This is a genomic window from Curtobacterium sp. Leaf261, assembly GCF_001422205.1.
In the GTDB taxonomy this organism is placed as follows: Bacteria; Actinomycetota; Actinomycetes; order Actinomycetales; family Microbacteriaceae; genus Curtobacterium.
Genome location: NZ_LMMJ01000014.1, coordinates 64,235 through 85,997, shown reverse-complemented (window position 1 = coordinate 85,997; position 21,763 = coordinate 64,235). Strand labels below are relative to the sequence as shown.

Genomic DNA, 21,763 nt, shown 5'->3' with positions numbered 1-21,763 from the left:
AGCACATCCCATGACGACGTTCGCACTCCGACCGACCGACCGCGGCCACAGCGCACCGGACGACGACCGGACCCGGAAGCGCCGCTCGACCCGACGGACCCGCGAAGGCCTCGCGGGCTGGGGCTTCGTCGCGCCCGCGCTCGTGATCGTGCTCGGACTGACGCTGTTCCCCGGCGTCTGGGCCCTCATCCTGTCGTTCCAGTCGTGGGACGGCTTCAGTCCGGCGTCCTTCGTCGGGACGCAGAACTACCAGGACCTCGTGACCGACGCGGGGGTCCAGGCGGCGGTCGTGCACACGGTGCTCTACACCGTGCTGTTCGTCCCGGCGTCGCTCCTCCTCGGTCTGTTCCTCGCCGTGGCGCTGAACCGCAGGATCCGGTTCATCGGGCTCTACCGGACCGCGATCTTCGTGCCGTTCGTGGCGTCCGCCGCGGCGACCGGCATCCTGACGACCTACCTGTTCAGCCCGCAGTTCGGGATCATCAACAACGTGCTCCGGGTGCTGCACCTGCCCCAGCAGGGCTGGCTCGAGGACCGCGGCGAGGCGATGGTCGTGATCATCATCATGTCCCTCTGGGGCCAGGCGGCGTTCACCACGGTCATCTACCTGGCGGCGTTGCAGGACGTGCCGACCGACGTCATCGAGGCCGCGAAGATCGACGGTGCGAACTCCTGGCAGACGTTCTGGCGCGTGGTGTGGCCCCAGCTCGGACCGGTGACGGCCTTCGTGGCGATCTACCAGACGCTCCAGGCGATCCAGCTGTTCGACCTCGTGTACGCCACCACGCGCGGCGGCCCGCTCGACGCGACGCAGACGATCGTCTACTACCTGTGGAAGACCGCGTTCCAGAGCCTGCAGTTCGGGTACGGCTCGGCCATCGCCTACGCCATGTTCTTCGCCACGCTGATCGTGACGGTCGTCGTCACCCTGGTGCAGCGTCGCGCCGGAAGGAGCTCGTTCTGATGTCCGTCGAGACCCGGGTCCTCAGCACCCCGAACCGCCGCGACAGCGTCACCGTGTCCGGCGAGCAGCGACGGCCCGCCGGCCGCCGCTGGCCCTTCAGCCCGTGGCACCTGTTCCTCGTGCCGGTGTCGTTCCTGTTCCTGCTGCCGTTCATCGAGATGTTCCTGACGTCGCTGGAGCCGGCGTCGGAGATCAACCGGTTCCCGCCGCCCTTCATCCCGACGCAGTTCACGACCAACGGCTACGAACGGCTCTTCGCCGAGTCGGACATCCTGCACTGGCTGCTCAACACCGTCATCGTCTCGGCGTCCGCGATCGTCTCGCACCTCGTGCTCTGCTCGCTCGCGGGCTACGGGTTCGCCCGCCTGCGGTTCCCTGGCCGGACGTTCGGGTTCCTCGCCGTCCTCGCGACGATCATGATCCCGTCGCAGCTGCTGATGATCCCGACGTACGTGATGTTCGCGCGGCTCCACCTCGTCGACCACCTCGGCGCGGCGATCGTGCCGTGGCTCGCATCGGCGTTCGGGATCTTCCTGATGCGACAGTTCTTCCTGTCGCTCCCGGCCGAGCTCGAGGAGGCCGGGCTGATCGACGGCTGCACCCGACTGCAGGTGTTCTTCCGGATCGTGCTCCCGCTCGCCCGGCCGGCACTCGCCACGCTCGCGATCTTCACCCTCCTCGGCTCGTGGAACGACCTGGTGTGGCCGCTCGTGGCGATCAACAACGAGCACGCCTTCACGCTGCAGCTCGGGCTGACGAACTTCCAGGGCGTCCGGCGGACGGACTGGTCGCTGCTCATGGCGGGCAACGTCGTCGCGACCCTGCCGCTCATCCTGCTGTTCCTGTTCGCGCAGAAGCAGTTCGTCGCGACGATGGCCTCGGCAGGGCTCAAGGGGTGACGTCCGGTCCGCTGGGCCCGCACGCGCAGCGCCGCGCGGTCACTGCTGCGCGGTCGGCCGGATGACCACCTCGCCGACGTCGACGCCCGCCGGCTGGGCGATCGCGTAGGCGACCGCGGCCGCCACGGCGTCCGCCGGCATCGCGATCGCGTCCATCCGGGCCTGCAGCTCCGCGCGCTGCGCCGGATCCTCGGTCTTGGTGACACCCTCCGTCGCGGTGAACCCGGGCGAGACGACCGTGACCCGGAGGTCCGCTCCGGCCTCCTGCCGCAGTGCCTCGCTGAGGACCCGGACCGCGGTCTTCGTCGCCGCGTACACCCCCTGCGCGGGCACGATGCGGTGGGCGGACGTCGACGCCGTGTGGACGAAGTGCCCGGAACCCTGCTCGCGGAACACCGGGAGTGCGGCCGCGATCCCGTTGAGGACCCCGACCAGGTTGACGTCGACCATCTGCTGCCAGCCGTCCACGTCGAGCGCGTCGAACGGTGACACCGCCATGGAGCCGGCGTTCTGGTGGAGCACGTCGAGGCGACCGAATCGTGACCGGGCCGACGCGACCAACGCGTGCAGTGCCTCCCGGCTGCGCACGTCGGTCTCGACCGCGACGGCCTCGCCGCCCGTCTCGGTGATGCGCTCGACGACCGACGCGAGCCGCCCCACCCGGCGCGCCGCGAGCACGACCCGTGCGCCCCGCGCCGCCAGGTGGAGCGCGGTCGCCTCGCCGATGCCCGACGATGCGCCCGTGATGGCGACGACCTTGCCCTGGATCCCGTCCATGTGCTTCCTCCGGTACTCTCAAACGGACAAGCGTCCGATTCGTCGAGAGGTTACCGGACACATGTCCGTTTCGCCACCACCCCGTCGTGCCGACGCCGAGCGCAACCGCGCCCGCCTGGTCGACGTCGCGCGCGCCGCGCTGGTCACCGACCCCGCGGCGACCATGCAGTCCATCGCGCGGCTGGCCGAGGTCGGGCAGGGCACGATCTACCGCCACTTCCCCAGCCGGGAGGCGCTGCTCGCCGAGGTCCACCGCGAGGACTTCCACGCACTGGTCGCGTCCGCACGTGCGCTGGCGATGCGGGCGGACCAGGCCGGCGCCCTCCGCGCCTGGCTCGACGAACTCGCCGGCTTCGGTTCCCAGAAGCACGCACTGGTGGCGGTCCTCGACGCGGCCACGCGGCAGCGGCTGCACGACGAGCAGTACGACGAGATCATCGACGCCGTCGGAGCGCTCCTCGACGCGGGCATCGGCGCGGGTGAGGTCCGCGCCGACGCCGGACCGGCCGACCTCCTGGCACTCGTCGCGTTCCTGTGGCAGCTCGGATCGAACGGTGCCGACCGGTTCCCGCACCTGCTCGACCTCGTGGTGGACGGACTCCGTCCCACCCGGGGACACTGATTGCGGACACCAGGCACACGTCCGTCGCGGACAGCGCCGTAGTCTTGCCACGGCTCGCCGCCGCCCGGGCGGACCTCGAGCACGGGCACCCCACCACAGCACGGCGGTCCGGTGCCCACGGAAGGAATCGCAATGAGCATGGAAGGCGCGGCCTGGAGCTCGCTGTACAAGATCTCGAGCGCCAGGGACGGCAAGCACGGCTTCTCCCGTGAATCCGTGCGGCGGATCCTGACGTTCGCGGTGCCCTACCGGTCCAAGCTGGTGGTCTTCATCACCCTCTCGATCGTGGGAGCGTTCCTCGCGGTCGCGACACCGGTGCTCGCCGGCCGGGTGGTCGACGTCATCGTCGCCCGCGGCGCCGTGTCCACCATCGTCTGGATCGCGGTCGTCATCGCCCTCGTCGCCGTGGCCGACGCCGCCGTGTCGCTCGTGACGCGCTGGTACTCGGCGCGGATCGGCGAGGGCGTGATCCTCGACCTGCGCACCGCCGTCTTCAACCACGTGCAGAAGATGCCGATCGCGTTCTTCACCCGGACACGGACGGGCGCCCTGGTGAGCCGCCTCAACAACGACGTCATCGGCGCGCAGCAGGCGTTCAGCGGCACCCTGTCCGGGGTGGTCACGAACTTCGTGGCGCTGGTGCTCACGCTCGTGGTGATGCTCAGCACGTCCTGGCTCGTGACCGTCATCGCGGTCGTCATGCTCCCGCTCTTCCTGATCCCCGCACGCCGCATGGGCAGCCGCCTCGCCGCACTCCGCCGCGAGGCCGCCGACCACAACTCCGCGATGAGCACGCAGATGACCGAGCGGTTCTCGGCACCCGGTGCGACCCTGGTCAAGCTGTTCGGTCGGCCGGACGAGGAGGCCGAGGAGTTCCGTGTCCGGGCCGCCCGCGTCCGTGACATCGGGGTCCGGACCGCGATGCTGCAGTTCGTGTTCGTCACCGCGCTCATGCTCGTCTCGGCGCTCGCCCTCGCGCTCGTGTACGGACTCGGCGGGTCACTCGCACTCGGAGGATCGCTGAACACCGGCGACGTGGTCACCCTGGCGCTCCTCCTCACCCGCCTGTACGCACCGCTGACCAGCCTCGCGAACGCACGGGTGGAGGTGATGAGTGCCGTGGTCAGCTTCGAGCGCGTCTTCGAGGTCCTGGACCTCGAACCGCTCATCCAGGAGAAGCCCGACGCCGTCACCGTCCCGGAGGGCCCCGTCGCGGTCGAGTTCGACGACGTCCGGTTCGCCTACCCCTCGGCGGACAAGGTTTCCCTCGCCTCACTCGAAGAGGTCTCCACGCTCGACACCCGCGGCGGCGAAGAGGTGCTGCACGGTGTGTCCTTCCGGATCGAACCGGGGCAGACCGTCGCCCTCGTCGGCACGTCCGGCGCCGGCAAGTCCACGGTCGCGCAGCTCCTCTCGCGCCTGTACGACGTCGACAGTGGTGCGGTGCGCCTGGCGGGGACGGACGTCCGCGACGTCCGGTTCGACTCGATGCGGCACACGCTCGGCATGGTGACGCAGGACGGCCACCTGTTCCACGAGACCATCCTGTCCAACCTGCGTCTCGCGCGACCGGAGGCGACCGAGGACCAGGTCTGGGACGCTGTGCGCCGTGCCCGGCTCGAGCCGCTCATCCGGTCCCTGCCGGATCAGCTGGACACCATGGTCGGCGAGCGCGGCTACCGACTGTCCGGGGGTGAACGCCAGCGGATGACCATCGCCAGGCTCCTCCTCGCCCAGCCGCGCGTCGTCATCCTCGACGAGGCGACGGCGGCGCTCGACTCGACGTCCGAGGCGGCCGTGCAGGAGGCCCTCAGCGAGGCGCTCGAGGGACGGACCGCGATGGTCATCGCGCACCGCCTCTCCACCATCCGCAGTGCGGACAAGATCCTCGTGGTCGAGGACGGCTCGATCGTGGAGCAGGGGACGCACGAGGAGCTGCTGGCCGTGGGCGGGCGGTACGAGGAGCTGCACCGGACCCAGTTCGCGGTGCAGAAGGACCTGGCGGCGGAGGAGCTCTCGGCCGAGGACCTCGCGGCCGAGCAAGCGGCGCTGAGCGGGGCCTAGTCCGGCGCCGGTCCCGCTCACCGGGCCGGCGAACCTGCGGAAACCGGGGGTCCGGCTACCCACAGACTCCGTGTTCCCGCATTCTCGGCAGCGCCCGCGTAGCGTCCGGTACATGAGCAAGCCTGACCAGACCGAGCCCGTCATGGACGGCGCCACCGACGCGACCAACCACGAGAAGCTGCACGGCCTCATCGAGCAGGTCGAGCACGACCACGGGCACGAGGGTGCGGCATCGATGGCCGATCACCTCCGCGACCGGATGGACGAGACCGGCGTCGAGGACGAGGGGCCCGCCGAGACCGAGGACTGACCCGCGCGCGGCGCGCCGTTCGTCAGTGGTGCATGCGGCCGATCTGCACGGAGGCGCCGCCGAACGGGAACACCGGGGGATGCGTCCCCGCGGTCGGGAGCGCCGCACCGACGACGTGCGACTGCCACACGCTGAAGACCAGGAACCCCGCGACGACCAGCACGGGCATCGCGACGAGCGCCCACCGACGGACGAGCAGCCCGGCACGAGCATGGCCGTACCGCGCGAGCGTCGGAGGCACCACGACCCCGGCGACCCCCATCAGCACCAGGAGCATCGTGACCGCGGGTGCTGGGTGTCCGACCACGTCGACCGTGAGGGGCGCTCTGTCGACGACGGTGCCCTGCAGGTCGATCCAGTTGCCGTCGCCGTCCTCACCGCCGAGTCCGATGCTGGCACTCCACGACCCGAGGACCCCGTACACCGCGAGCGCGACGACCATGACGAGGACGACCGTCCAGCCACGGACCCGGAGCGGTCGGCCGTGCGCTGCCATGACGGGCGCCGTCAGCAGTTCTTCCCCCATCCACCGACCGTAGCAGCGCAGCGTCGCACAGCGACAGGTCGGCGGCCCGGAGTTGAGTGGCCGGATGACCACCCCAGGAACACCCCGTCGCGCCCTGATCTCCGGTGCGAGCATCGCCGGACCCGCCCTCGCGCACTGGCTGCGACGTGACGGCTGGCAGGTCACCATCGTCGAGCGGGCCCCCGCACTCCGCACCGGCGGGCAGAACGTCGACGTCCGGGGCGCCGGGCGCGAGGTGCTCCGCCGCATGGGCCTCGACGAGGCCGTCCTCGCGGCGGGCACCGGCGAGGTCGGGACCCGCTTCGTCACGGCCGACGGCAGCGCGATCGCCGAGTTCCCGGCGGGGACCGACGACACCGGCGGTGCGACGGCCGAGGCGGAGATCCTCCGCGGCGACCTCGCCGAGATCGTCATCGGGTCGACCGAGGGTGTCAAGTACCGCTTCGGGGACCGCATCACCGCGATCGACGACCCGACCACGAAGGACCCGTCCGGCCCCGGCAACGGCGGACCCGCGACGGTGTCGTTCGAGCACGCCGCGGACGAGGAGTTCGAGCTCGTCGTGATCGCCGAGGGCCTCAGGTCCACCACGCGCCGCATGGTGTTCGGCGCCGAGGTCCAGCTCCGCCCGCTCGGCCTGCAGTGCACGTTCCTGACGATCCCGCGGACCGAGGACGACGACCGCTGGTGGCGCTGGTACAACGCGCCGGGCGGCCGGTCCGTCACCCTGCGCCCGGACAACCACGGCACGACGCGTGCGCTCCTCAACTCGCGCATCGACCGGGACGCCCCCGACATCGGCCGCCTCGACCGCGACGAACTCGTGGCCGCGCTCCGCGAGCGGTTCACCGGCGCCGGCTGGCAGTCGGAGCGGATCCTCGCCGCGCTCGACGACGCGGACGACGTGTACTCGCAGACGATCGCGCAGGTGCGGGCACCGCGGTGGTCGACCGGTCGGGTCGTGCTCCTCGGCGATGCCGCGTACTGCGCCTCGCCGGTGAGCGGGATGGGCACGACGCTCTCGCTGGTGGGCGCGTACATGCTCGGCAGCGCGCTGCGCCGCAGTGACGACGGACGGGAGGCCCTCCGCACCTACGAGCGCGAGTTCCGCGGTTACACGGAACGAGCACAGGACCTGCCGCCGGGGACGCCCGGCGCTGCGAACCCGTTCAGCCGCGCGGGGATCACAGCCCTCAACACCGTGATGCGCATCGCGGCCTCGCCGTTCGGACGCGCCCTGCAGCGGATGTTCCAGCGGCCGCCGGCGGACGACTTCACCCTCCCCCCGATGCCCGAGCGCGCGGAGGCCCGCCCGGCGGCCTGACGCCCGCGCGGCCGCGCGGATTGCGGGCAAAGCGACCGATCGGGCCCGAACATCGGGCGATCCTGTCGCTCTGCGCGCAACCCGACAGCGCCCAGCCGCCGCCACCGCGCTGTGCGGACACCGGGCTGCGAGTTCGTACCGGCTCGGAACCCCGGTCGCGGTGCCGGCATAGTGTCCAGCGAGTGACATCGACCCCTCGCGACAGTGCCGCACGCCGGCAGGACGACCCCACCTCCGAGCCGGACCCGAACCGGTGGAAGGCGCTCGTCGTCTGCCTGCTCGGCGGCGGGGTCGTGCTGCTCGACGTGTCGATCGTCAACGTCGCACTGCAGTCGATCTCGTCCGGGCTCCCCGGCGCCTCCCCGGAGGCCATCCAGTGGATCCTCTCCGGGTACGCGCTGTCGTTCGGGCTCCTGCTCGTCCCGGGTGGACGACTCGGCGACGTGAGCGGACGACGTCGGATGTTCGTGATCGGTGTGCTGCTGTTCACCCTCGCGAGTGCGCTCTGCGGGTTCGCCCCGAACGGCGTCTTCCTCGTGATCGCCCGGCTCGTGCAGGGTCTCGCGGGCGGACTCCTCACCCCGCAGGTCACGGCGCTCATCCAGCAGCTGTTCCGCGGCAAGGAGCGGGGCACGGCGTTCGGGCTCTTCGGCGCGACGGTCGGCATCGCGACGGCGATCGGCCCGCTGGTCGGCGGTCTCCTCATCACAGCGTTCGGCACCGAGAACGGGTGGCGTGCCGTCTTCTTCGTGAACCTGCCCATCGGACTCGTGACGATCCTCCTGGCCTTCCGGTACCTGCCGGGCCGCGACCGGTCGCAGGCGGGGCGGAAGCACGACTTCGACCCCGTCGGCATCGTGCTCCTCGGCGCATCGGTCGTCGCACTCCTGTTGCCGTTCGTGCAGTCGCAGGAGTGGAAGGGCGGCGCGAAGTGGTGGCTCATCGTCGTCGCCGTCGTGCTCGCCGTGGTCTTCGTGCTCTGGGAACGTCGCTACGAGCGGACGAAGGAGCCCGTGATCGACCTCCGGCTGTTCTCCCGCCGGTCGTTCTCGCTCGGCGTCGGGCTCGCGACGGTCTACTTCGCCGGGTTCACCCCGCTGTTCTTCGTCCTGACGATCGCGCTGCAGTCCGGGCTCAAGTACTCGGCGCTGCTCGCCGGCCTGTCATCGATCCCGTTCGCGATCGGCTCCGGCGTCGCGTCGACGATCGGCGGGCGGATGGTCAGCCGCTTCGGCCGGCAGCTCATCGTCGTCGGGACGGTCCTGGTCCTGCTCGGCCTCGGCGGCGTCGTGTGGGTCGTCAGCATGCACTTCGAGCGCGACCTGGGATGGTGGCTCGTCATCCCGTTGCTCGTGGCAGGGATCGGCTCGGGGCTGACCATCTCGCCGAACCAGACGCTCACCCTGTCCGAGGTGCCCGTCGAACAGGGCGGCTCGGCCGGCGGGCTCATCCAGGTCGGTGCGCGGGTCGGTTCCGCCGTGGGGATCGCCGCCGTCGGGAGTGTCTTCTACTCCTCGCTGGCGTCGTCGCACGGCGACTACAGCCAGGGCCTGCCGCTCGGGCTCGCTGTCTCGCTCGGCTTCGTCGCGGCGGCGCTCGTCGCCGGGATCGTCGACGTCGTGATCGGTAAGGTGCGGGGCACCGAGGCCAGCGTCTAGTCGACTGCATGCGCTGCGGGCCCGGCGTCCCCGTCGGTGCTGAGACGCCGGCCGTCAGTGCTGGGATGCCGGCCGTCAGTGCTGGGCCGCGTCCCCGCCCCGCCCTCCAGCCGCGCGCCGCTCACGCCGCACACGGGCACGCTCCTCGCGGCGGTGCCGCGGCGTGAAGACCTCCACCACGAAGACGCCGAGGGCCGCCAGCCCCACGATGCAGATGGCCACACTCATGATCGATTCGTTCACGACGCACCCCTGATCCGTCCGCGCGAGCGGTCTCCGGGTCGGAGCACCGCGTCGTCACGGGATCGATGCCACTGGTTCGGAGCACCCCTCGATCGGGGTTGGTCCTGATCCGAGATCGATCGACGACAGTCGTCGCCTGCGCTTACCGGACCATCCACCGTCCGCCAACCACCGCAGCGTACGAACGACGTCGAGGCGTGAACCACGCGCCGGAAGGAGCACCACCATGGCAGAGATCACCGCACACCACGGACTCTTCAAGGACACGAACCTGCACGTCGACGACACCGGCGGGAGCGGACGCCCGGTCGTCCTCATCCACGGCTGGCCGTTGTCGGGCGAGTCCTGGTCGAACCAGGTCCCCGCCTTCGAGGCAGCCGGCCACCGCGTCGTCACGTACGACCGCCGCGGGTTCGGGCGCAGCGACAAGCCGCACTCGGGCTACACCTACGACACCCTCACCGAGGACCTGCACACCCTGCTCACCGAGCTCGACCTGGACGACGTCACGCTCGTCGGCTTCTCGATGGGCGGCGGCGAGGTCGCCCGGTACTTCTCGAAGTACGGCACCGAGCGCATCCACAGCGTGGTGTTCGCCTCGGCCGTGCCGCCGTACCTCCTGCACACCGATGACAACCCCGAGGGCCCGCTGCCCAAGGAACAGGCCGCCGAGATGACCGCCGGCCTCACCAAGAGCGAGGACGACTTCTACGACCAGTTCACGACGGACTTCTTCTCCGTGGATGGCGAGCTCAAGGTCACCGAGGCACAGCGCCAGGAGGCCCTGACGCTCGCGCACCAGGCCTCGAAGACCGCCGCGCTCGAGTGCATGGCCGCCTTCGCGAACACCGACTTCCGCGAGGACCTGCCGAAGGTCACCGTCCCGACCCTCGTCATCCACGGCGACGGCGACGGCACCGTGCCGTTCGCCGGGTCCGGCAAGCGCACGCACGAGGCGATCGCCGGCTCCGAGCTCTACGTCGTCGAGGGCGCGCCGCACGGCGTCACGGTCAGCCACGCCGACGAGTGGAACCGGGTCGTGCTGGAGTTCCTGCAGAAGTAGCGCTGACCGCTCGCGACGCGAGCAGTGGTCGGACTGGAGGCGCGGTGTCGGCTGGCACCGCGCCTCCAGTCCGTCGTCGGGTCGGGTCGGTGCGCGTCCAGCGCGTGCAGCGAGCCAGGAGGCGGACTGGCCGGGGCTTGCAGCCGCCGCGCTGCTCGCCGTGCGCGAGGGCCGGGAGAAAGCACCGGCGGTCTGGTTCAGGACGGATCAGGGAGCTAGCGGAATGATCCCGGTTTCCGAGAGCGATCCGGTGACCTTTACGGACGAAGAGAGACCGGCACGCTTCATAGGGACCCTGATTGCCCTTGGCCCCGAGGCCAATCCGCTGGCCTGAGCGCCGCCCGGCGACCGATTCCCTGCCGGACGCGGTCGTCCATCTTGGTCGCGTGCCGACGTGGCCTGCTTCGAGCGGAGGCTCAGACACCAGCCGCGCTTGTGGACGGGGTACAGACGGTGGATTGGATCCACTTGGGCCAGGTCATGGGTGGCCGGTTCGATCGCCTAGACGCAACACTGCTGGTGCCTCATTAAGCTATACGTTTGCGAGACACGTGAGGGGGATGGTCGTTGCTTCGCGCAACTCCCGGATTACCGGGAGTACAGGTTGTCTCAGAAAGTCGTCTCGACGCGCCTCGTGTCTCGAACCCCATTTGACTGGGTTGCTGAGACACTGGGTTGGTGAGGCTTCTCGGATACACCCGGATCAGTACCGGAGCGCAAGACGCGCAGCTGCAGATCGATGCGCTCGTCGACGCCGGCGTCGACGAGCGAGACATCTATGCCGACATCACCTCGGGGCGGAAGGAAGCTGCGTCCCGTCCGGGGATGGCGCGGCTGCTCGAGTACGCCGACGCCGGGGACACGGTCGTGGTGTGGCGAGTCGATCGACTTGGCCGGTCCCTGGTCGACGTGTTGATGACGGTGACGATGCTCGGGGAGCGGGGCATCGGGGTTCGGTCGGTTTCGGATGGCATCGATCCGGCGACGTCGACTGGGCGGCTGATGTTGAACCTGATGGCGACACTGGCGGAGTACGAGCGTGAACTCATCGTGGAACGCGTCAATGCCGGCATCGCGGTCGCTCGTGCTGCGGGGACACGATTTGGACGCCCGCCGGTGAACCCGGACGTCGTGGCGCGGAAGCTCGCGATCGTCGCCGATGCCCGCGCCTCCGGCCACACCGCGAAGGACGCTGCGGATCTAGTGGGGTGGTCGCGGGCCACGCTCTACCGCCACCAGGCCGCCGTCAATCCGGCCAACGCCGGCGTAGCCCTAGGTGAGCCGGGTTGACAGGCGCACCTGCGATGTCGCCCCAGGTTCTAGACCCGCGCACGGATCTGTGGCGACCGCGTCTCCCTTCCCATGCCACGCGGGCAACGGCTGTTTGAACAGCGGTGTTGGGGCGTACCCCACAACCACTGTCTCCTCGTGGGCTTGACTTCGTGCCAGCAACCCGATGTACTCCCACGTATGGACTACGACCTGGACAATGCGGTGGGCTTTTTGAGTTACGCGCATATTGACGACGAAGCCGATCAGGGTCGCATCCGGCGTCTCGCCAAAAAGATCCAAATGGAATACCGGGTCCTTACGGGCGAGACGCTAGAAATATTCGTGGATCGCTCCGATATTCGTTGGGGTCAAAAGTGGAAAGAGCGCATCGACGGCGCCCTCCAATCGACAACCTTTTTCATTCCGGTGCTAAGTCCATCTTTCTTTGCGAGCGACGAGTGCAGGCGAGAATTCTTCGAGTTCTATAACACCACACGCGCACTCGGAGTTTCGAAGTATCTTCTCGCCATCAGATACACGGCGGTTGAGGATCTGGTGTCCACTAGCCGCAATCAAGCAAAGGCTATTGCTGCTGAGACGCAATACAAAGATTGGGAACGCCTGCGTCTGGTGGACGAAGCGGGGGCGGAACATCGCCAAGCGGTCAACGATTTGGCCAAAGAGCTGCGTGTTTTGATGCAGGAGGTCCAAAGGCAGCCAGCGCAGGACTCAGCTCCAGGGGTCCGGACGTCCGACGCCGCGAGCCAGGACAGCACTGCTCCCGGCGTGCCCAATGACGACCCCTACGGAGACGCGCCCTCTCCGTTGGAGCTTGTTGCGGAGTTCCCTGAGCGCACCGAAGCGTGGACCGTTGCCATGAAGAGGTTTCAGGATGCTGCCGAGGAATTTAATGCAATCCTTCAGGCCGGGACAGCTGAACTGAATGGGCGTCCGGCTAGCAACTTTGCCGCAAAGCTCGTCGTCCTCAGGCGCGTCGCGGCGGAGCTTGAGTCGCCCACGCAACGAATCGTGGATGCGGGTGACGAGTACATGCGGACGCTACTCGGCATCGATCCCGCTTTCCGAGCCCTGGCTGAGATTGGCAACGCGCAGACGACTGTCACTCCGGAGGATCGCACTGCGCTCGCACAGGCTCAAGACTCGGTCCGAGGAATGGTGCAGGCGGGCGAGGAAGCTACGGAACAAGTGCGGTCCGCTATCAATAGTGGGCGTAACCTCGCACGGCTATCGCGAGATATGCGTCCAGCACTGAAGCGATACGAGACGGGATCTCAAAATATCATTGACGGACAGGCGGTCATGCAGGAGTGGGCCGATCTACTCGATGAAGTCCAGTTCCCCGCTGATGACGCGCTCCCGACTGGGGTTTCCGACAACCCGTCTCACACCCAACTGCCATAAGAGTGCCATATCGGAGCGAACGGCAATGACCGGCTGCCCTGCGGGGCGGCCGGTCATTGTCCGTCTGGGGGTGGTGTCAGTGTGCGGCGTCGTAGGCGTCGCGGACGGCCTGGCTGATGCGTCCGCGTGAGGACACCTCGTGCCCGTTGGCTGCAGCCCATTCGCGGATCTTGCCGAGCTCTTCGGTGTTGCCTCGCTTCGCGGTGCTCCCGCTCGTGGCGCGGCCGGTTCGTCCGGTGGTCTTGCGCGCAGCGGCGATGTAGTCCGAGAGCGCGTTGCGAAGGGCGTCGGCGTTGTCGTTGGTCAGGTCGATTTCGTAGTGGCTGCCATCGAAACCAAACGTGACGGTGCGGCCCTGGCCGTCTCCGATGGTGTCGCCGGTGAGATCGTCGACGAGATGGGTGGTGACTTTCTGCGCCATAGGAAGGCCGCCTTTCGCTTTGGGGTTCGCGTCTACCCTGGCATATGCACCTCGAGTTGTCGTGTCGACCGATACCGTGACGGTGGGGTGGGGCAGGGTGGGGTGGAAGTCGGGCAGACTGGGTGGTGATGACAGACACGTCGCCGGCGTCGTTCGGGTATGCCGCCACGCTTGCCAAGCTGAAGCACCAGGTGCGAGCCGCGCGCTTTACCGCGCAACGCCGCGTCAACACGGAACTGATTCGCTTGTACTGGGGGATCGGTTCGACGATCTTGCAGCGGCAGGGAGCGGAGGGGTGGGGGAGCAACGTCATCGGCCGCTTCGCCACCGACCTCCGCACTGAGTTCCCGGAGATGAAGGGGTTCTCCCGCTCGAACCTGTTCTATATGCGTCGGGTCGCGGCGGCATGGCCAGAGGAGGAAGTTGTCCAACAGCTTGTTGGACAACTTCCCTGGGGTCACATCACCGTGCTCCTGGATCGCCTCGATGACCGTGAACTCCGTGACTGGTACGCCGGGCAAGCGCTCACGTATGGATGGTCGCGGAACGTGGTTGAGCACCACATTCGTATCAGCGCGCACACTCGGCTGGAAGCGGCGCCGTCGAACTTTGCGGATGTGCTGTCGGCGGGGGAGTCGGATCTGGCGCAGCAGATCACGAAGGACCCGTACGTCCTGGACTTCCTCGCCCTCGGCGGCGACGCGAAGGAACGCCAGCTCGAGCAGGCGCTGGTGGACCGGATCATCGACACGCTCCGTGAGCTCGGGGAGGGGTTCGCGTTCGTGGGCCGGCAGGTGCACTTCGACGTCGACGGAGACGACTTCTACGTCGACCTGCTGTTCTTCCACGTCGAGCAGCTCCGCTACGTCGTCATCGAACTGAAGACCGGGAAGTTCAAGCCCGAGTACCTCGGGCAGCTCGGCTTCTACGACGTAGAAGCCGAGTACCTCGGGCAGCTCGGCTTCTACGTCGCCCTCGTCGATGACAAGCTCCGCCGCGCTCAGCACGCCGAGACGGTCGGGCTGCTACTGGTGGCCGACAAGAACGACGCCGTCGTCCGGTACTCCCTCGGCGCACATCAGACACCGATCGGTGTCGCCAGCTACGACCTCCTCCCACCCGCAGTGCAAGCCGCGCTACCGTCAGAAGCCGACCTCGCCGCGGCCCTGACATCAGATGTGGATCCAGACTCACCTGTCGTCGGCGCCCACTGATCCCCAGGCTGTCAATAGCGGCACCGTCACCGGAACCCGTTTCGGACCACCCATGCGAGGCAGCGCGATCCCCGCAAATCCGGCATGGACACGGGAGCAGAGCACCGTCCGGTAGCCGATCGGCTATCGAGACGGGTCAGTAGCCCATCAGAGCTGCCTTGATCCGGTTGACCCACCACCCAATGGTGAGCCAGTAGATGCCTCGCGCGACGAACGTGACGGCGACCCAGAGGGCGGCGGCCGCCTTGCTCGCTACAATAGCGGTGAAGGCAACCGCCACTGCAGCGACGAGAGCACCGAGGCCGGTGTGCAGAAATTCCATGGCCTGAAGGTATCGGCGGCACCCGACATTCCCAGGTCCGCGCGAGCGGTGCCTACCGGGGTGCTGCGAGTCGTTCGCGGGCGTCCTCGTGCCGGTCGACGTTCATGCACGTTAGAAGCAGGTCAGCGGGTGGCAGCAGCGGTACTTGGTACCAGGTGCGTCGCACCCGGCACTTGTACGCCTGGTCAACGCCAGCCATATGGCCTGCTTGCACGTAGGCAGTTGCGGCTGGAGTCAGCCGAGACCCGGGCCGGAACAACCACGTCGCTTTGCCCGCCGCGCCGAGGTCCGTGAGGTTGTGCCGGGTGAGGGACAGCCCGCGGAGGTGCGCGCTACCGGGCGGTGAAAGGCGAACGAGGTCGGCTCGGCCCAGGCCGAGTTCACGGGCTCGTGCCGGCGAGAGAGCGAAGTAGCTGTTGTTACCGGTCACCATGCCGAGCGTGGTGTCGCCCCAGTCCTCGAGGTCCGTGAACGCCCTGGACTCCCGTAGTCGACGGAGTGGACGGAGCGCGTCTGCACCAACGAGGAGCCCGGTCCACTTATCTGCTGGGCGCTTCGGCGACCACCGCAGCGCGTCTCCGAGCGTGGTGAGAGCGTCAGCGTCTTGAGCTTCGCGAATGGTGGCGTGATCAGTGGGGCCCTGATCGAACCCGTCCGCGAGTAACAGCACGACATCTGCTTCCGCTTCAGGGAACACTCGCTCGGTGAACAGCACCAGCTCGACGCTGGCGAACCGGTCGAAGAGGAACTGTCGGACCGGGGCGGCGTAGTTCACGCTCAGCAGCTCGGCGGGCAGCACGAGTCCCATCCGCCCCCCCGGGCCGGAGGAACAGTGCGGACTGGATGGTGAACGCGGCCCAACTGGACGCCAGGCCGGTCAGTGCGACACCGGCGTTGAGTGCCGCCGCCCGAGACCGCGTGCGCGACTCACCGGTGAAGTCCTGATACCGGATGTAAGGCGGGTTGCCGATCACCGCGTCGTACGTCGGGGTCGGATCGACGAGGAAGAAGTCGCTGTGGATCACTGTCGGCACACCGCCAGCATCAGGGACGCGCTCCGCAGCGACGCGAGCGCTGTGCTCGTGAATCTCCACACCGGTCACGCTTGGCTGAACGGCTCCTAGCTCAGTGAGTCGCCGCACCGCCTCCACCAGGAACGCCGCATCACCGGCGGACGGCTCCATGACCGCATCCCCAGAATCACGGACAGCCCACTCCGTGATGAACCGGGTCAGCGGTTCCGGCGTGAAGAACGCACCCCGCGCTTTCCGCAGCTCCGACGTGTCGACGGGCTGGGGCAGGTCGGCGGTGCTCAACAGACCATTGTCGACCACCCGGACGACAATGGTGCTCGACCCACCGTCACGCTGGTCAAGGCCAGCGTTAGGCTGCGGCGAAGATCGGGTGACGGGGGAGGCAACGATGGATCACAGCGTGCAGATACCGGCTGATGCGATGGGCTACGTCTTCCGCACGGACGCAGTCGAGGACGGCTGGTCGTACATCGGCCAGAGCACTCGGCTCGACCCGAAGCACCTGTCCGGCTACTTCGGTAGCGGCGAATTCATCCGTCAAGTGCTTGACCGTCGAGGGCCAGGCGGCCTCGACAAACACATCCTCGCCACGGCTACCAGTCAGCTCGAACTGGACTACCTCGAGATGCTGCTCATCGCTGAGGCTCGCCGCGATGACCGGCAGCTCCTCAATGGCGACTTCGGTGGGCCGCGCCCCTTCACTGCTGTGCAACGAGCGCTGTGGGACGTCGCCCCCGAGGTGATGCGAGTTGCAGACAACCCGAAACGGTTTCACCGCGCCCTCATCAAGCACCGTGACATGGTCGAGCAAGCGATCCTCGATGCGGCAAGCACCTCCGACGACGAGTTCTACGCCGGCCTGGAACGCGACCTACGCGCGTCGCAGGATCTGTCCTATCCCTGCCCCACGTGCTCCTCGCCAGCGCGCGAGGTGTGCCGTACGAACTCGAAGTCACTGACCCAGCCCCATCGCCCGACGCGAAACCATTCGAAGCGGCCACAACAGGCGATGTGAACGAAGCACCACCTCTTCGGGTCCAGTGTGGCGTGGGCATCCAGCACGACCGTTGACCGTCTCGGTAGTCGGGCGGCTATCGGACGCGTGCCTGACGGCTATTTGCCGATCTGTTCGTTGACGTCGCTTCGAGAGGCGAGCCACATCGTGTGCTCACGGCTGATCGCCTCCTCCGCGTCGGCTACTGCTCTTGCCCAGTCATCGTCCAGAGCCGACGTGAGTGTCGCATCTTGCTTCTGTAGCTCGGCTGCAGTGAGCGAGTAGGCGGATTCGAGAGTGGTGTGCTGTTTCAGCGCGAGCCAGGCTGCGCCGGCACCGATGAAAGCCGCCAGGACACCCGCGAGGTCGACGTCCCAGACGCCGGCAAAGCGGAGCGTTGCCAGTGCAATAGCGACAAGCTCTGCGCCGACGAGCGTCGCACGCCAGGCAAACGACGCTCGTGCGTTGGACGTCGCCTTGCGGGTATACCAATCTCGCTGCGCCCTGGTCCGATCGCGTAAGTACACCTCGCGCTGCTGCGCTGTGGTTGCAGCACGAAGGAATTCCATGGCCTCAGTTGGGGCGGCTCCGTCACCCTCCGGAGGCGCGACCGCTTCCGAAACTTGGCGAGCAACCTGCCCGATTCGGGTACGGAAGAGCTTCTCCGCGTCACCCGCCGGGAGGGTGACGAAGAACGGGTCAGCACCTACCGAGTAGCGCCAACTCAACGTCTTCACCGACTCGGCGGCCGCTCGCGCCATGTACCACTTGCGCTCCGGTGGCCGTACACCGAGAACAAGTTCTGCCCCAAACGCAACGATGAAGCCAACCAGCGTCACGAGCGCCCACAGATCGAACGACCCAACAACTAGCGTGAGCGCGCCGCCAATCGCGGCAGCAACCGCGCCCGCGGACCGAACGCGGTTGCCCCAGAGAGCAATTCGCTGTCCCCGAAGGGACGCCGCGTCGGCCGCGTGAAAGAAGCCGGGTAGCTGCGAGTCATCCAGCCCGAGCGGATCAGCTTGCATTGCGCTGACGAAGTGCACGGCTGTTGTCCACAACCGAGGCATGCGTCGTCCGCCGCGTGTAAGCAGCGTCGATAATCTGCCCCAGGTCCAGCGTGCTCGTCGGGTACTTCATCCAGCGCGCGTATCCATCGGTCCCGTCGACGTTGTCGTCCACCCGAGCAGGGAGCTGCCGGGTGGAGTTCGCGATCGATGGCAACGTGATCGCGAGAAGTCCGTTGCGGCTCGACGTTGCTGTGTTCCGCAGAGAGGCCGCGACCTCCCAATCCACGAATCGTCGTCCCCAGGTCTCAGCACCGACCATGACCAGCGTCACCGAGCTGTTCCGGAGATACAGCTGACGGATGCGCTGCTTGATGTAGTCCGCGTTGGTGCTGTCAATGACGTCCCCAGCCATCGAAGCACCGATGCCGCGCGAAATCAGTACGTCGTGGTCGTGGTCGAAGTGATCGATGAAAGCCGCCACCTCCGCCTCGTCCGCGTGGTGGTAGGAGATAAACGTCTTATGCCGCGTGTACGACTTCAACAGACTTGCCACAATGACTCCCTCGGGTTGGTGAGGAAACCTTAGCCGGAGCAGCAGACACGAGCGGTGGGGACATCATCTGTCCGGGTGTCACGAGCGTGTCGGAGCTGACTCCTACGCTGCGAGGCGTGGGAGGCCGTCGACGGGATCGGTACACCGCGCCCGAGGAGGCGCGGTACTCGCTCTCGCCCGAGGCGATTGGAGCCCCGATCGAGGGCAGCGGCCTCCGTCCGGTGCGCGCATGGGTGCAGGCGCTCGACGGCACTCAGTCCCGCGTCGACGCCGTGGCGGTGTCCTCGACACCGGACGCCGTGTGCGTCCGCTGGCTCGACGACGGTCGCGCGTTCCAGGCGTGGGTGTGGCGAGCGGCCGTCCGGCACCGGGCGACGCCGGCAGCGATCGACGCGGCCTGAGCCGGACTCGTGCCGGCGACGTCAGACCCCAGGCGTACCGTGATGGAGTCGGCTTCCCCCCAAGTCGACGGGGACCGTCGATCGAGGCCCCTCCTCGGTTGACGACGACAGCCCCCGGCGCTGGTTCTCCCCCGAACCGCCCGGGGGCTTCTCTGTGCCCGCCGGCAGTTCTCGAGCCCGGTCGTGCGCGCAGGGAAGCGTCCAGAGCTTCCGGCCGGGGCCGCAGGTGCGGGAGGCGTACGTGCGACAGCTCCGCAACGCGTTCGTCGCCAGCACCGCTGAGCACCAGGCCGAGTTCGACCGTTGGCTCGCATCCGTCACTGCACCGACCGTGCCGGTCGTCCTCCCGGACCGCGAGATCCTCGCGGAGGTCATCGTTGAGGCGTTCCGCATCAGCGGCGACCAGGGGATGGGCCCGGCAGCAGACGCGGTCCTTACCCTGTTACGTGAGCCTGCGGGGCACGGCAAAGACTCAGACTGACATACTTTATATTATCGGCGCTTACTGGATCGTCTGATGGTTCGCGTACCATCATCGCGAGGAAGGCCGGCCGGGGGTGTCACGCTGCTGCACGAAAACTTTGGCCTGTCCCTCAAGTTCGCGGAGGTCGGTCACTCTGTAATCAAGCCGGTTTTCACGGCGATCGTCCAGGCGGCGCCACGTGGTTATGGTGCGGATCGCGGCGAAGACGATCTCATTCTGAAGCATCGAGTATCCCCGTTGCGCCGGTGGGACGGACCGGCCGTAGAGAGTCAAGCTGACGAAGAGGAGTACCGCGCGGAGGTAAGCAAGTGGCTGCCGAAAGAACAGCAGGGCGGCAGCACGAATGTTCGCGCCGACGTCCGGTTCGGACGTGACCTGGGCGAGGACCGCACCCCCGCACAGGAGCCCGCCGACGGCAAGGAGGATCCCGCCGATCAGGCAGGCGGTTCGAGCTGGGCTCATAGCCGCATTCTGAACAGAAATGAGCCGGGACCATGATGTGCCCGTCAGCAGCTGTTCGTGGTGGCCGACAGGGGATCCTTTGGCGGGCACGTCACGCGATTGACTGGAGCCCCACAGTTTGATTCCCTGCTTGTGGGCATATTCGCATCACTGTGCCTGCGGGGTGCCATTACGGAAACGATTCCGAGTATCGGTATCGAGCCATCGCGCTCGCGCCGTCCCAACGATTTTCGAGGCCTGACGACGCACAAGCGACGGGTGATTCGACGAGCCGCCGGCGACGCTCTGGCGCATCGAGAGACCAGAGACAGCTGAGTTGGCGACTTGAAAGTAGGTGCGTCGCGGCATGCGGGCCTGTCTGGTAGACGATCGGCTACCGGAACGTCTGTTACGCGCCGCCGCCCGACTATTGTTGGGGCTGGGAAGTACTACTTCGAGTAAACGAAACCCGACAAGAAGCCTTCCTTCTTGACATAGACGACAACATATTTTTCCCCGGGGGCGCCGATTTTGCTCACGTCCCCTACGAGCTTGCATAGAGCGACTCGTTCGTTCGCAGAGCGTGCAGTGAAGTTCGGATCGTCTTCGACTTTTGCCCCGAATTTACCCTCAGCTTCCGCGAGTGACTTTACCTGCTTCATTGTTACCGAAACGCCCGGCTCCATCTTTAGGCCGTTCGTTGACTGGCTATATTTTTTCCACAACGCGCACGTCTTGATGGCGAATTTGTCTGTCTCACCCGCATTTAATCGGGTCTCGATATTGGGTGTTTCAGGCGAAGAGTTTGACGAACAGGCTGAGAATAACATGGCTGCTAGCACCGCGCCAATTACCACCACAGATATTTTGATTGCGCTTTTCATATATTCATCCCGTGAAAACTGTTACCCGTCGCTAAGCCCTCCGTCGACACCTCCATAACCCTTGACTGGCAAGTCCTCAAATGAAGAGTCGTTCATGGTCATGATGAACGATTGTGACACACATGGATCGTCAGGTGAACAGCCTCCGAAACCAAGCGTAGACAAAGGTAGGTACGAAGCTTCGCCCGGGACGCCAACGGTTCCCGCGTGATGAGAACGCTAAGCGCCAAGCTACAGCCTTCTAGTTTAATTTCCCTAAGGCGAAGCTCTCGAATTCCTGAAATAGTTGCCTCAGGTCGTTGTGATTCTCTAGGCTTCGATACTCCGTATTAATATCGCTCCTTGGGCCAAGATAGTACTCTGCGTCCCCTGAGTCCCATACGGAAAGTTCGCAAAAGTGCGTACTACCAACCAATGACACCATGGCCATGCGGTTCGAATAGGCTGGGCCCTTGATGATGCTTACTTCAACTAATTCGGGTAGGTTTTTGACGAATCTCTCCGCCCACTCATACGTGTCCTCGGAATATGTCATCGAGCGCACATCACTTCGATACACAGCGCTGGGGGCATTAGGTAGGACGTTTCCCAATAATTTCGTTAGGAGCGTGAGTGCCTACAATGAACCTGGTGTCAGATTCCCCGCCTTGCACGAGCCGGGTGCTAGTGGGCACATCGAACTTAGGTCCAGGAGTCCAACAGGCTCCCGGACGGGCGAGTAATGGAGTTACTGACAGCGTCGTACCCGTACTTGGTCATAGCGAGAAACTGTGATGGCGCAAGCCGGCTGAGCCTTAATGATGACTAGAGCGCCGGAATGTAATCCGGTCATCATCGTCTGGATGCCTATCCAAAAGTAGA

The 21,763-nt window shown here is 66.7% G+C and carries 25 protein-coding genes; 14 read left to right on the top strand and 11 right to left on the bottom strand.

The features are described from left to right. The first annotated feature begins 10 nt into the window (after window positions 1-10). Together ASF23_RS17470 and ASF23_RS17465 are read left to right on the top strand one after the other, a co-directional pair. Window positions 11-964: a carbohydrate ABC transporter permease gene (locus ASF23_RS17470; protein ID WP_055956814.1), complete on the top strand. Its 954-nt coding sequence runs from the start codon at window positions 11-13 to the stop codon at window positions 962-964. Beyond that, complete coding sequence (locus ASF23_RS17465; protein ID WP_082474291.1) at window positions 964-1,863, top strand: carbohydrate ABC transporter permease; 900 nt, start codon at window positions 964-966, stop codon at window positions 1,861-1,863. Before ASF23_RS17470 ends, ASF23_RS17465 begins: the two co-directional genes overlap by 1 nt. A 39-nt stretch (window positions 1,864-1,902) precedes the next feature. Here the strand turns inward: ASF23_RS17465 and ASF23_RS17460 are convergent, their stop codons facing one another. Continuing rightward, window positions 1,903-2,640, bottom strand: a complete 738-nt coding sequence (locus ASF23_RS17460) for an SDR family oxidoreductase (protein ID WP_055956811.1) — start codon at window positions 2,638-2,640, stop codon at window positions 1,903-1,905. Between the two features lie 61 nt (window positions 2,641-2,701). On the opposite strand from ASF23_RS17460, the gene ASF23_RS17455 reads away from it, so the two are divergent. The 3 genes from ASF23_RS17455 to ASF23_RS18485 all read left to right on the top strand — a co-directional run bounded on the left by ASF23_RS17455 (window position 2,702) and on the right by ASF23_RS18485 (window position 5,636). Next, the gene (locus ASF23_RS17455; protein ID WP_055956808.1) at window positions 2,702-3,262 is read left to right on the top strand and encodes a TetR/AcrR family transcriptional regulator; all 561 of its coding nucleotides are present in this window, start codon (window positions 2,702-2,704) and stop codon (window positions 3,260-3,262) included. Between the two features lie 132 nt (window positions 3,263-3,394). Further along, complete coding sequence (locus ASF23_RS17450; protein ID WP_055956806.1) at window positions 3,395-5,326, top strand: ABC transporter ATP-binding protein; 1,932 nt, start codon at window positions 3,395-3,397, stop codon at window positions 5,324-5,326. Between the two features lie 112 nt (window positions 5,327-5,438). Then, window positions 5,439-5,636: a hypothetical protein gene (locus tag ASF23_RS18485; protein WP_156364611.1), complete on the top strand. Its 198-nt coding sequence runs from the start codon at window positions 5,439-5,441 to the stop codon at window positions 5,634-5,636. Between the two features lie 22 nt (window positions 5,637-5,658). Here the strand turns inward: ASF23_RS18485 and ASF23_RS17445 are convergent, their stop codons facing one another. Beyond that, window positions 5,659-6,162 carry a hypothetical protein gene (locus ASF23_RS17445; protein ID WP_156364610.1) on the bottom strand — a complete coding sequence of 168 codons (504 nt, stop codon included), beginning with the start codon at window positions 6,160-6,162 and terminating at the stop codon, window positions 5,659-5,661. A gap of 64 nt (window positions 6,163-6,226) precedes the next feature. On the opposite strand from ASF23_RS17445, the gene ASF23_RS17440 reads away from it, so the two are divergent. Beyond that, window positions 6,227-7,486 carry an FAD-dependent monooxygenase gene (locus tag ASF23_RS17440; RefSeq protein ID WP_055956800.1) on the top strand — a complete coding sequence of 420 codons (1,260 nt, stop codon included), beginning with the start codon at window positions 6,227-6,229 and terminating at the stop codon, window positions 7,484-7,486. A 182-nt stretch (window positions 7,487-7,668) separates the two neighbouring features. Further along, entirely contained in the window at window positions 7,669-9,144 is a 1,476-nt protein-coding gene (locus ASF23_RS17435) for an MFS transporter (RefSeq protein ID WP_055956797.1), read from the top strand. Between the two features lie 75 nt (window positions 9,145-9,219). On the opposite strand, the gene ASF23_RS18480 is transcribed toward ASF23_RS17435, so the two are convergent. Further along, on the bottom strand, window positions 9,220-9,372 hold the full coding sequence (locus ASF23_RS18480) for a hypothetical protein (protein ID WP_156364609.1): 153 nt from the start codon (window positions 9,370-9,372) through the stop codon (window positions 9,220-9,222). A gap of 241 nt (window positions 9,373-9,613) precedes the next feature. On the opposite strand from ASF23_RS18480, the gene ASF23_RS17430 reads away from it, so the two are divergent. The 3 genes from ASF23_RS17430 (at window position 9,614) to ASF23_RS17420 (ending at window position 13,144) form a co-directional block, all read left to right on the top strand. Beyond that, window positions 9,614-10,450 carry an alpha/beta fold hydrolase gene (locus tag ASF23_RS17430; RefSeq protein WP_055956794.1) on the top strand — a complete coding sequence of 279 codons (837 nt, stop codon included), beginning with the start codon at window positions 9,614-9,616 and terminating at the stop codon, window positions 10,448-10,450. A gap of 678 nt (window positions 10,451-11,128) precedes the next feature. Then, entirely contained in the window at window positions 11,129-11,740 is a 612-nt protein-coding gene (locus ASF23_RS17425; RefSeq protein WP_055956791.1) for a recombinase family protein, read from the top strand. A 180-nt stretch (window positions 11,741-11,920) separates the two neighbouring features. After that, the gene (locus ASF23_RS17420; protein ID WP_055956789.1) at window positions 11,921-13,144 is read left to right on the top strand and encodes a toll/interleukin-1 receptor domain-containing protein; all 1,224 of its coding nucleotides are present in this window, start codon (window positions 11,921-11,923) and stop codon (window positions 13,142-13,144) included. Between the two features lie 76 nt (window positions 13,145-13,220). Here ASF23_RS17420 and ASF23_RS17415 read toward each other — a convergent pair whose 3' ends face one another. Then, window positions 13,221-13,565, bottom strand: coding sequence for a histone-like nucleoid-structuring protein Lsr2 (locus ASF23_RS17415; RefSeq protein WP_055956786.1), 345 nt, complete (start codon window positions 13,563-13,565; stop codon window positions 13,221-13,223). Between the two features lie 128 nt (window positions 13,566-13,693). Between ASF23_RS17415 and ASF23_RS17410 the strand changes: the two genes are divergently transcribed. Next, window positions 13,694-14,779, top strand: a complete 1,086-nt coding sequence (locus ASF23_RS17410; protein ID WP_055956897.1) for a PDDEXK nuclease domain-containing protein — start codon at window positions 13,694-13,696, stop codon at window positions 14,777-14,779. A 136-nt stretch (window positions 14,780-14,915) separates the two neighbouring features. Here ASF23_RS17410 and ASF23_RS17405 read toward each other — a convergent pair whose 3' ends face one another. The 3 genes from ASF23_RS17405 to ASF23_RS18730 are packed head-to-tail and all read right to left on the bottom strand — an operon-like array spanning window position 14,916 to window position 16,417. Then, window positions 14,916-15,101 carry a hypothetical protein gene (locus ASF23_RS17405; protein ID WP_055956783.1) on the bottom strand — a complete coding sequence of 62 codons (186 nt, stop codon included), beginning with the start codon at window positions 15,099-15,101 and terminating at the stop codon, window positions 14,916-14,918. A 52-nt stretch (window positions 15,102-15,153) separates the two neighbouring features. Further along, entirely contained in the window at window positions 15,154-15,876 is a 723-nt protein-coding gene (locus ASF23_RS18735; protein WP_200919400.1) for a hypothetical protein, read from the bottom strand. After that, window positions 15,788-16,417 carry an N-6 DNA methylase gene (locus ASF23_RS18730; protein WP_200919399.1) on the bottom strand — a complete coding sequence of 210 codons (630 nt, stop codon included), beginning with the start codon at window positions 16,415-16,417 and terminating at the stop codon, window positions 15,788-15,790. The genes ASF23_RS18735 and ASF23_RS18730 overlap by 89 nt, the downstream gene beginning before the upstream one ends. A 106-nt stretch (window positions 16,418-16,523) precedes the next feature. On the opposite strand from ASF23_RS18730, the gene ASF23_RS17395 reads away from it, so the two are divergent. Then, window positions 16,524-17,150, top strand: a complete 627-nt coding sequence (locus ASF23_RS17395) for a hypothetical protein (protein WP_156364608.1) — start codon at window positions 16,524-16,526, stop codon at window positions 17,148-17,150. Window positions 17,151-17,248: 98 nt separating this feature from the next. Here the strand turns inward: ASF23_RS17395 and ASF23_RS17390 are convergent, their stop codons facing one another. Both ASF23_RS17390 and ASF23_RS17385 read right to left on the bottom strand, forming a co-directional pair. Further along, window positions 17,249-18,175 (bottom strand): DUF4231 domain-containing protein, encoded by a 927-nt coding sequence (locus ASF23_RS17390; RefSeq protein ID WP_200919398.1) that lies wholly within the window; start codon window positions 18,173-18,175, stop codon window positions 17,249-17,251. After that, window positions 18,147-18,692 (bottom strand): TIR domain-containing protein, encoded by a 546-nt coding sequence (locus ASF23_RS17385; protein ID WP_055956769.1) that lies wholly within the window; start codon window positions 18,690-18,692, stop codon window positions 18,147-18,149. Before ASF23_RS17385 ends, ASF23_RS17390 begins: the two co-directional genes overlap by 29 nt. Window positions 18,693-18,808: 116 nt before the next feature. On the opposite strand from ASF23_RS17385, the gene ASF23_RS17380 reads away from it, so the two are divergent. Then, window positions 18,809-19,093 carry a hypothetical protein gene (locus ASF23_RS17380; RefSeq protein WP_055956766.1) on the top strand — a complete coding sequence of 95 codons (285 nt, stop codon included), beginning with the start codon at window positions 18,809-18,811 and terminating at the stop codon, window positions 19,091-19,093. Between the two features lie 241 nt (window positions 19,094-19,334). Continuing rightward, a complete protein-coding gene (locus ASF23_RS17375; protein ID WP_156364607.1) occupies window positions 19,335-19,574 on the top strand; it encodes a hypothetical protein in 240 nt (79 codons plus the stop codon). Window positions 19,575-19,625: 51 nt separating this feature from the next. Here ASF23_RS17375 and ASF23_RS17370 read toward each other — a convergent pair whose 3' ends face one another. Next, window positions 19,626-20,039, bottom strand: a complete 414-nt coding sequence (locus ASF23_RS17370) for a hypothetical protein (protein ID WP_055956760.1) — start codon at window positions 20,037-20,039, stop codon at window positions 19,626-19,628. A gap of 428 nt (window positions 20,040-20,467) precedes the next feature. Beyond that, window positions 20,468-20,902 carry a hypothetical protein gene (locus ASF23_RS18475; RefSeq protein ID WP_156364606.1) on the bottom strand — a complete coding sequence of 145 codons (435 nt, stop codon included), beginning with the start codon at window positions 20,900-20,902 and terminating at the stop codon, window positions 20,468-20,470. Window positions 20,903-21,763 lie beyond the last annotated feature (861 nt).

Excerpts from the sequence above, each read along its gene's own strand:
- ASF23_RS17470 (WP_055956814.1), top strand. The coding sequence starts at position 11 with ATGACGACGTTCGCACTCCGACCGACCGACCGCGGCCACAGCGCACCG.
- ASF23_RS17465 (WP_082474291.1), top strand. The coding sequence starts at position 964 with ATGTCCGTCGAGACCCGGGTCCTCAGCACCCCGAACCGCCGCGACAGC.
- ASF23_RS17460 (WP_055956811.1), bottom strand. The coding sequence starts at position 2,640 with ATGGACGGGATCCAGGGCAAGGTCGTCGCCATCACGGGCGCATCGTCG.
- ASF23_RS17455 (WP_055956808.1), top strand. The coding sequence starts at position 2,702 with ATGTCCGTTTCGCCACCACCCCGTCGTGCCGACGCCGAGCGCAACCGC.
- ASF23_RS17450 (WP_055956806.1), top strand. The coding sequence starts at position 3,395 with ATGAGCATGGAAGGCGCGGCCTGGAGCTCGCTGTACAAGATCTCGAGC.
- ASF23_RS18485 (WP_156364611.1), top strand. The coding sequence starts at position 5,439 with ATGAGCAAGCCTGACCAGACCGAGCCCGTCATGGACGGCGCCACCGAC.
- ASF23_RS17445 (WP_156364610.1), bottom strand. The coding sequence starts at position 6,162 with ATGGGGGAAGAACTGCTGACGGCGCCCGTCATGGCAGCGCACGGCCGA.
- ASF23_RS17440 (WP_055956800.1), top strand. The coding sequence starts at position 6,227 with ATGACCACCCCAGGAACACCCCGTCGCGCCCTGATCTCCGGTGCGAGC.
- ASF23_RS18480 (WP_156364609.1), bottom strand. The coding sequence starts at position 9,372 with ATGAGTGTGGCCATCTGCATCGTGGGGCTGGCGGCCCTCGGCGTCTTC.
- ASF23_RS17430 (WP_055956794.1), top strand. The coding sequence starts at position 9,614 with ATGGCAGAGATCACCGCACACCACGGACTCTTCAAGGACACGAACCTG.
- ASF23_RS17420 (WP_055956789.1), top strand. The coding sequence starts at position 11,921 with ATGGACTACGACCTGGACAATGCGGTGGGCTTTTTGAGTTACGCGCAT.
- ASF23_RS17415 (WP_055956786.1), bottom strand. The coding sequence starts at position 13,565 with ATGGCGCAGAAAGTCACCACCCATCTCGTCGACGATCTCACCGGCGAC.
- ASF23_RS17410 (WP_055956897.1), top strand. The coding sequence starts at position 13,694 with ATGACAGACACGTCGCCGGCGTCGTTCGGGTATGCCGCCACGCTTGCC.
- ASF23_RS17405 (WP_055956783.1), bottom strand. The coding sequence starts at position 15,101 with ATGGAATTTCTGCACACCGGCCTCGGTGCTCTCGTCGCTGCAGTGGCG.
- ASF23_RS17395 (WP_156364608.1), top strand. The coding sequence starts at position 16,524 with ATGGATCACAGCGTGCAGATACCGGCTGATGCGATGGGCTACGTCTTC.
- ASF23_RS17370 (WP_055956760.1), bottom strand. The coding sequence starts at position 20,039 with ATGAGCCCAGCTCGAACCGCCTGCCTGATCGGCGGGATCCTCCTTGCC.
- ASF23_RS18475 (WP_156364606.1), bottom strand. The coding sequence starts at position 20,902 with ATGAAAAGCGCAATCAAAATATCTGTGGTGGTAATTGGCGCGGTGCTA.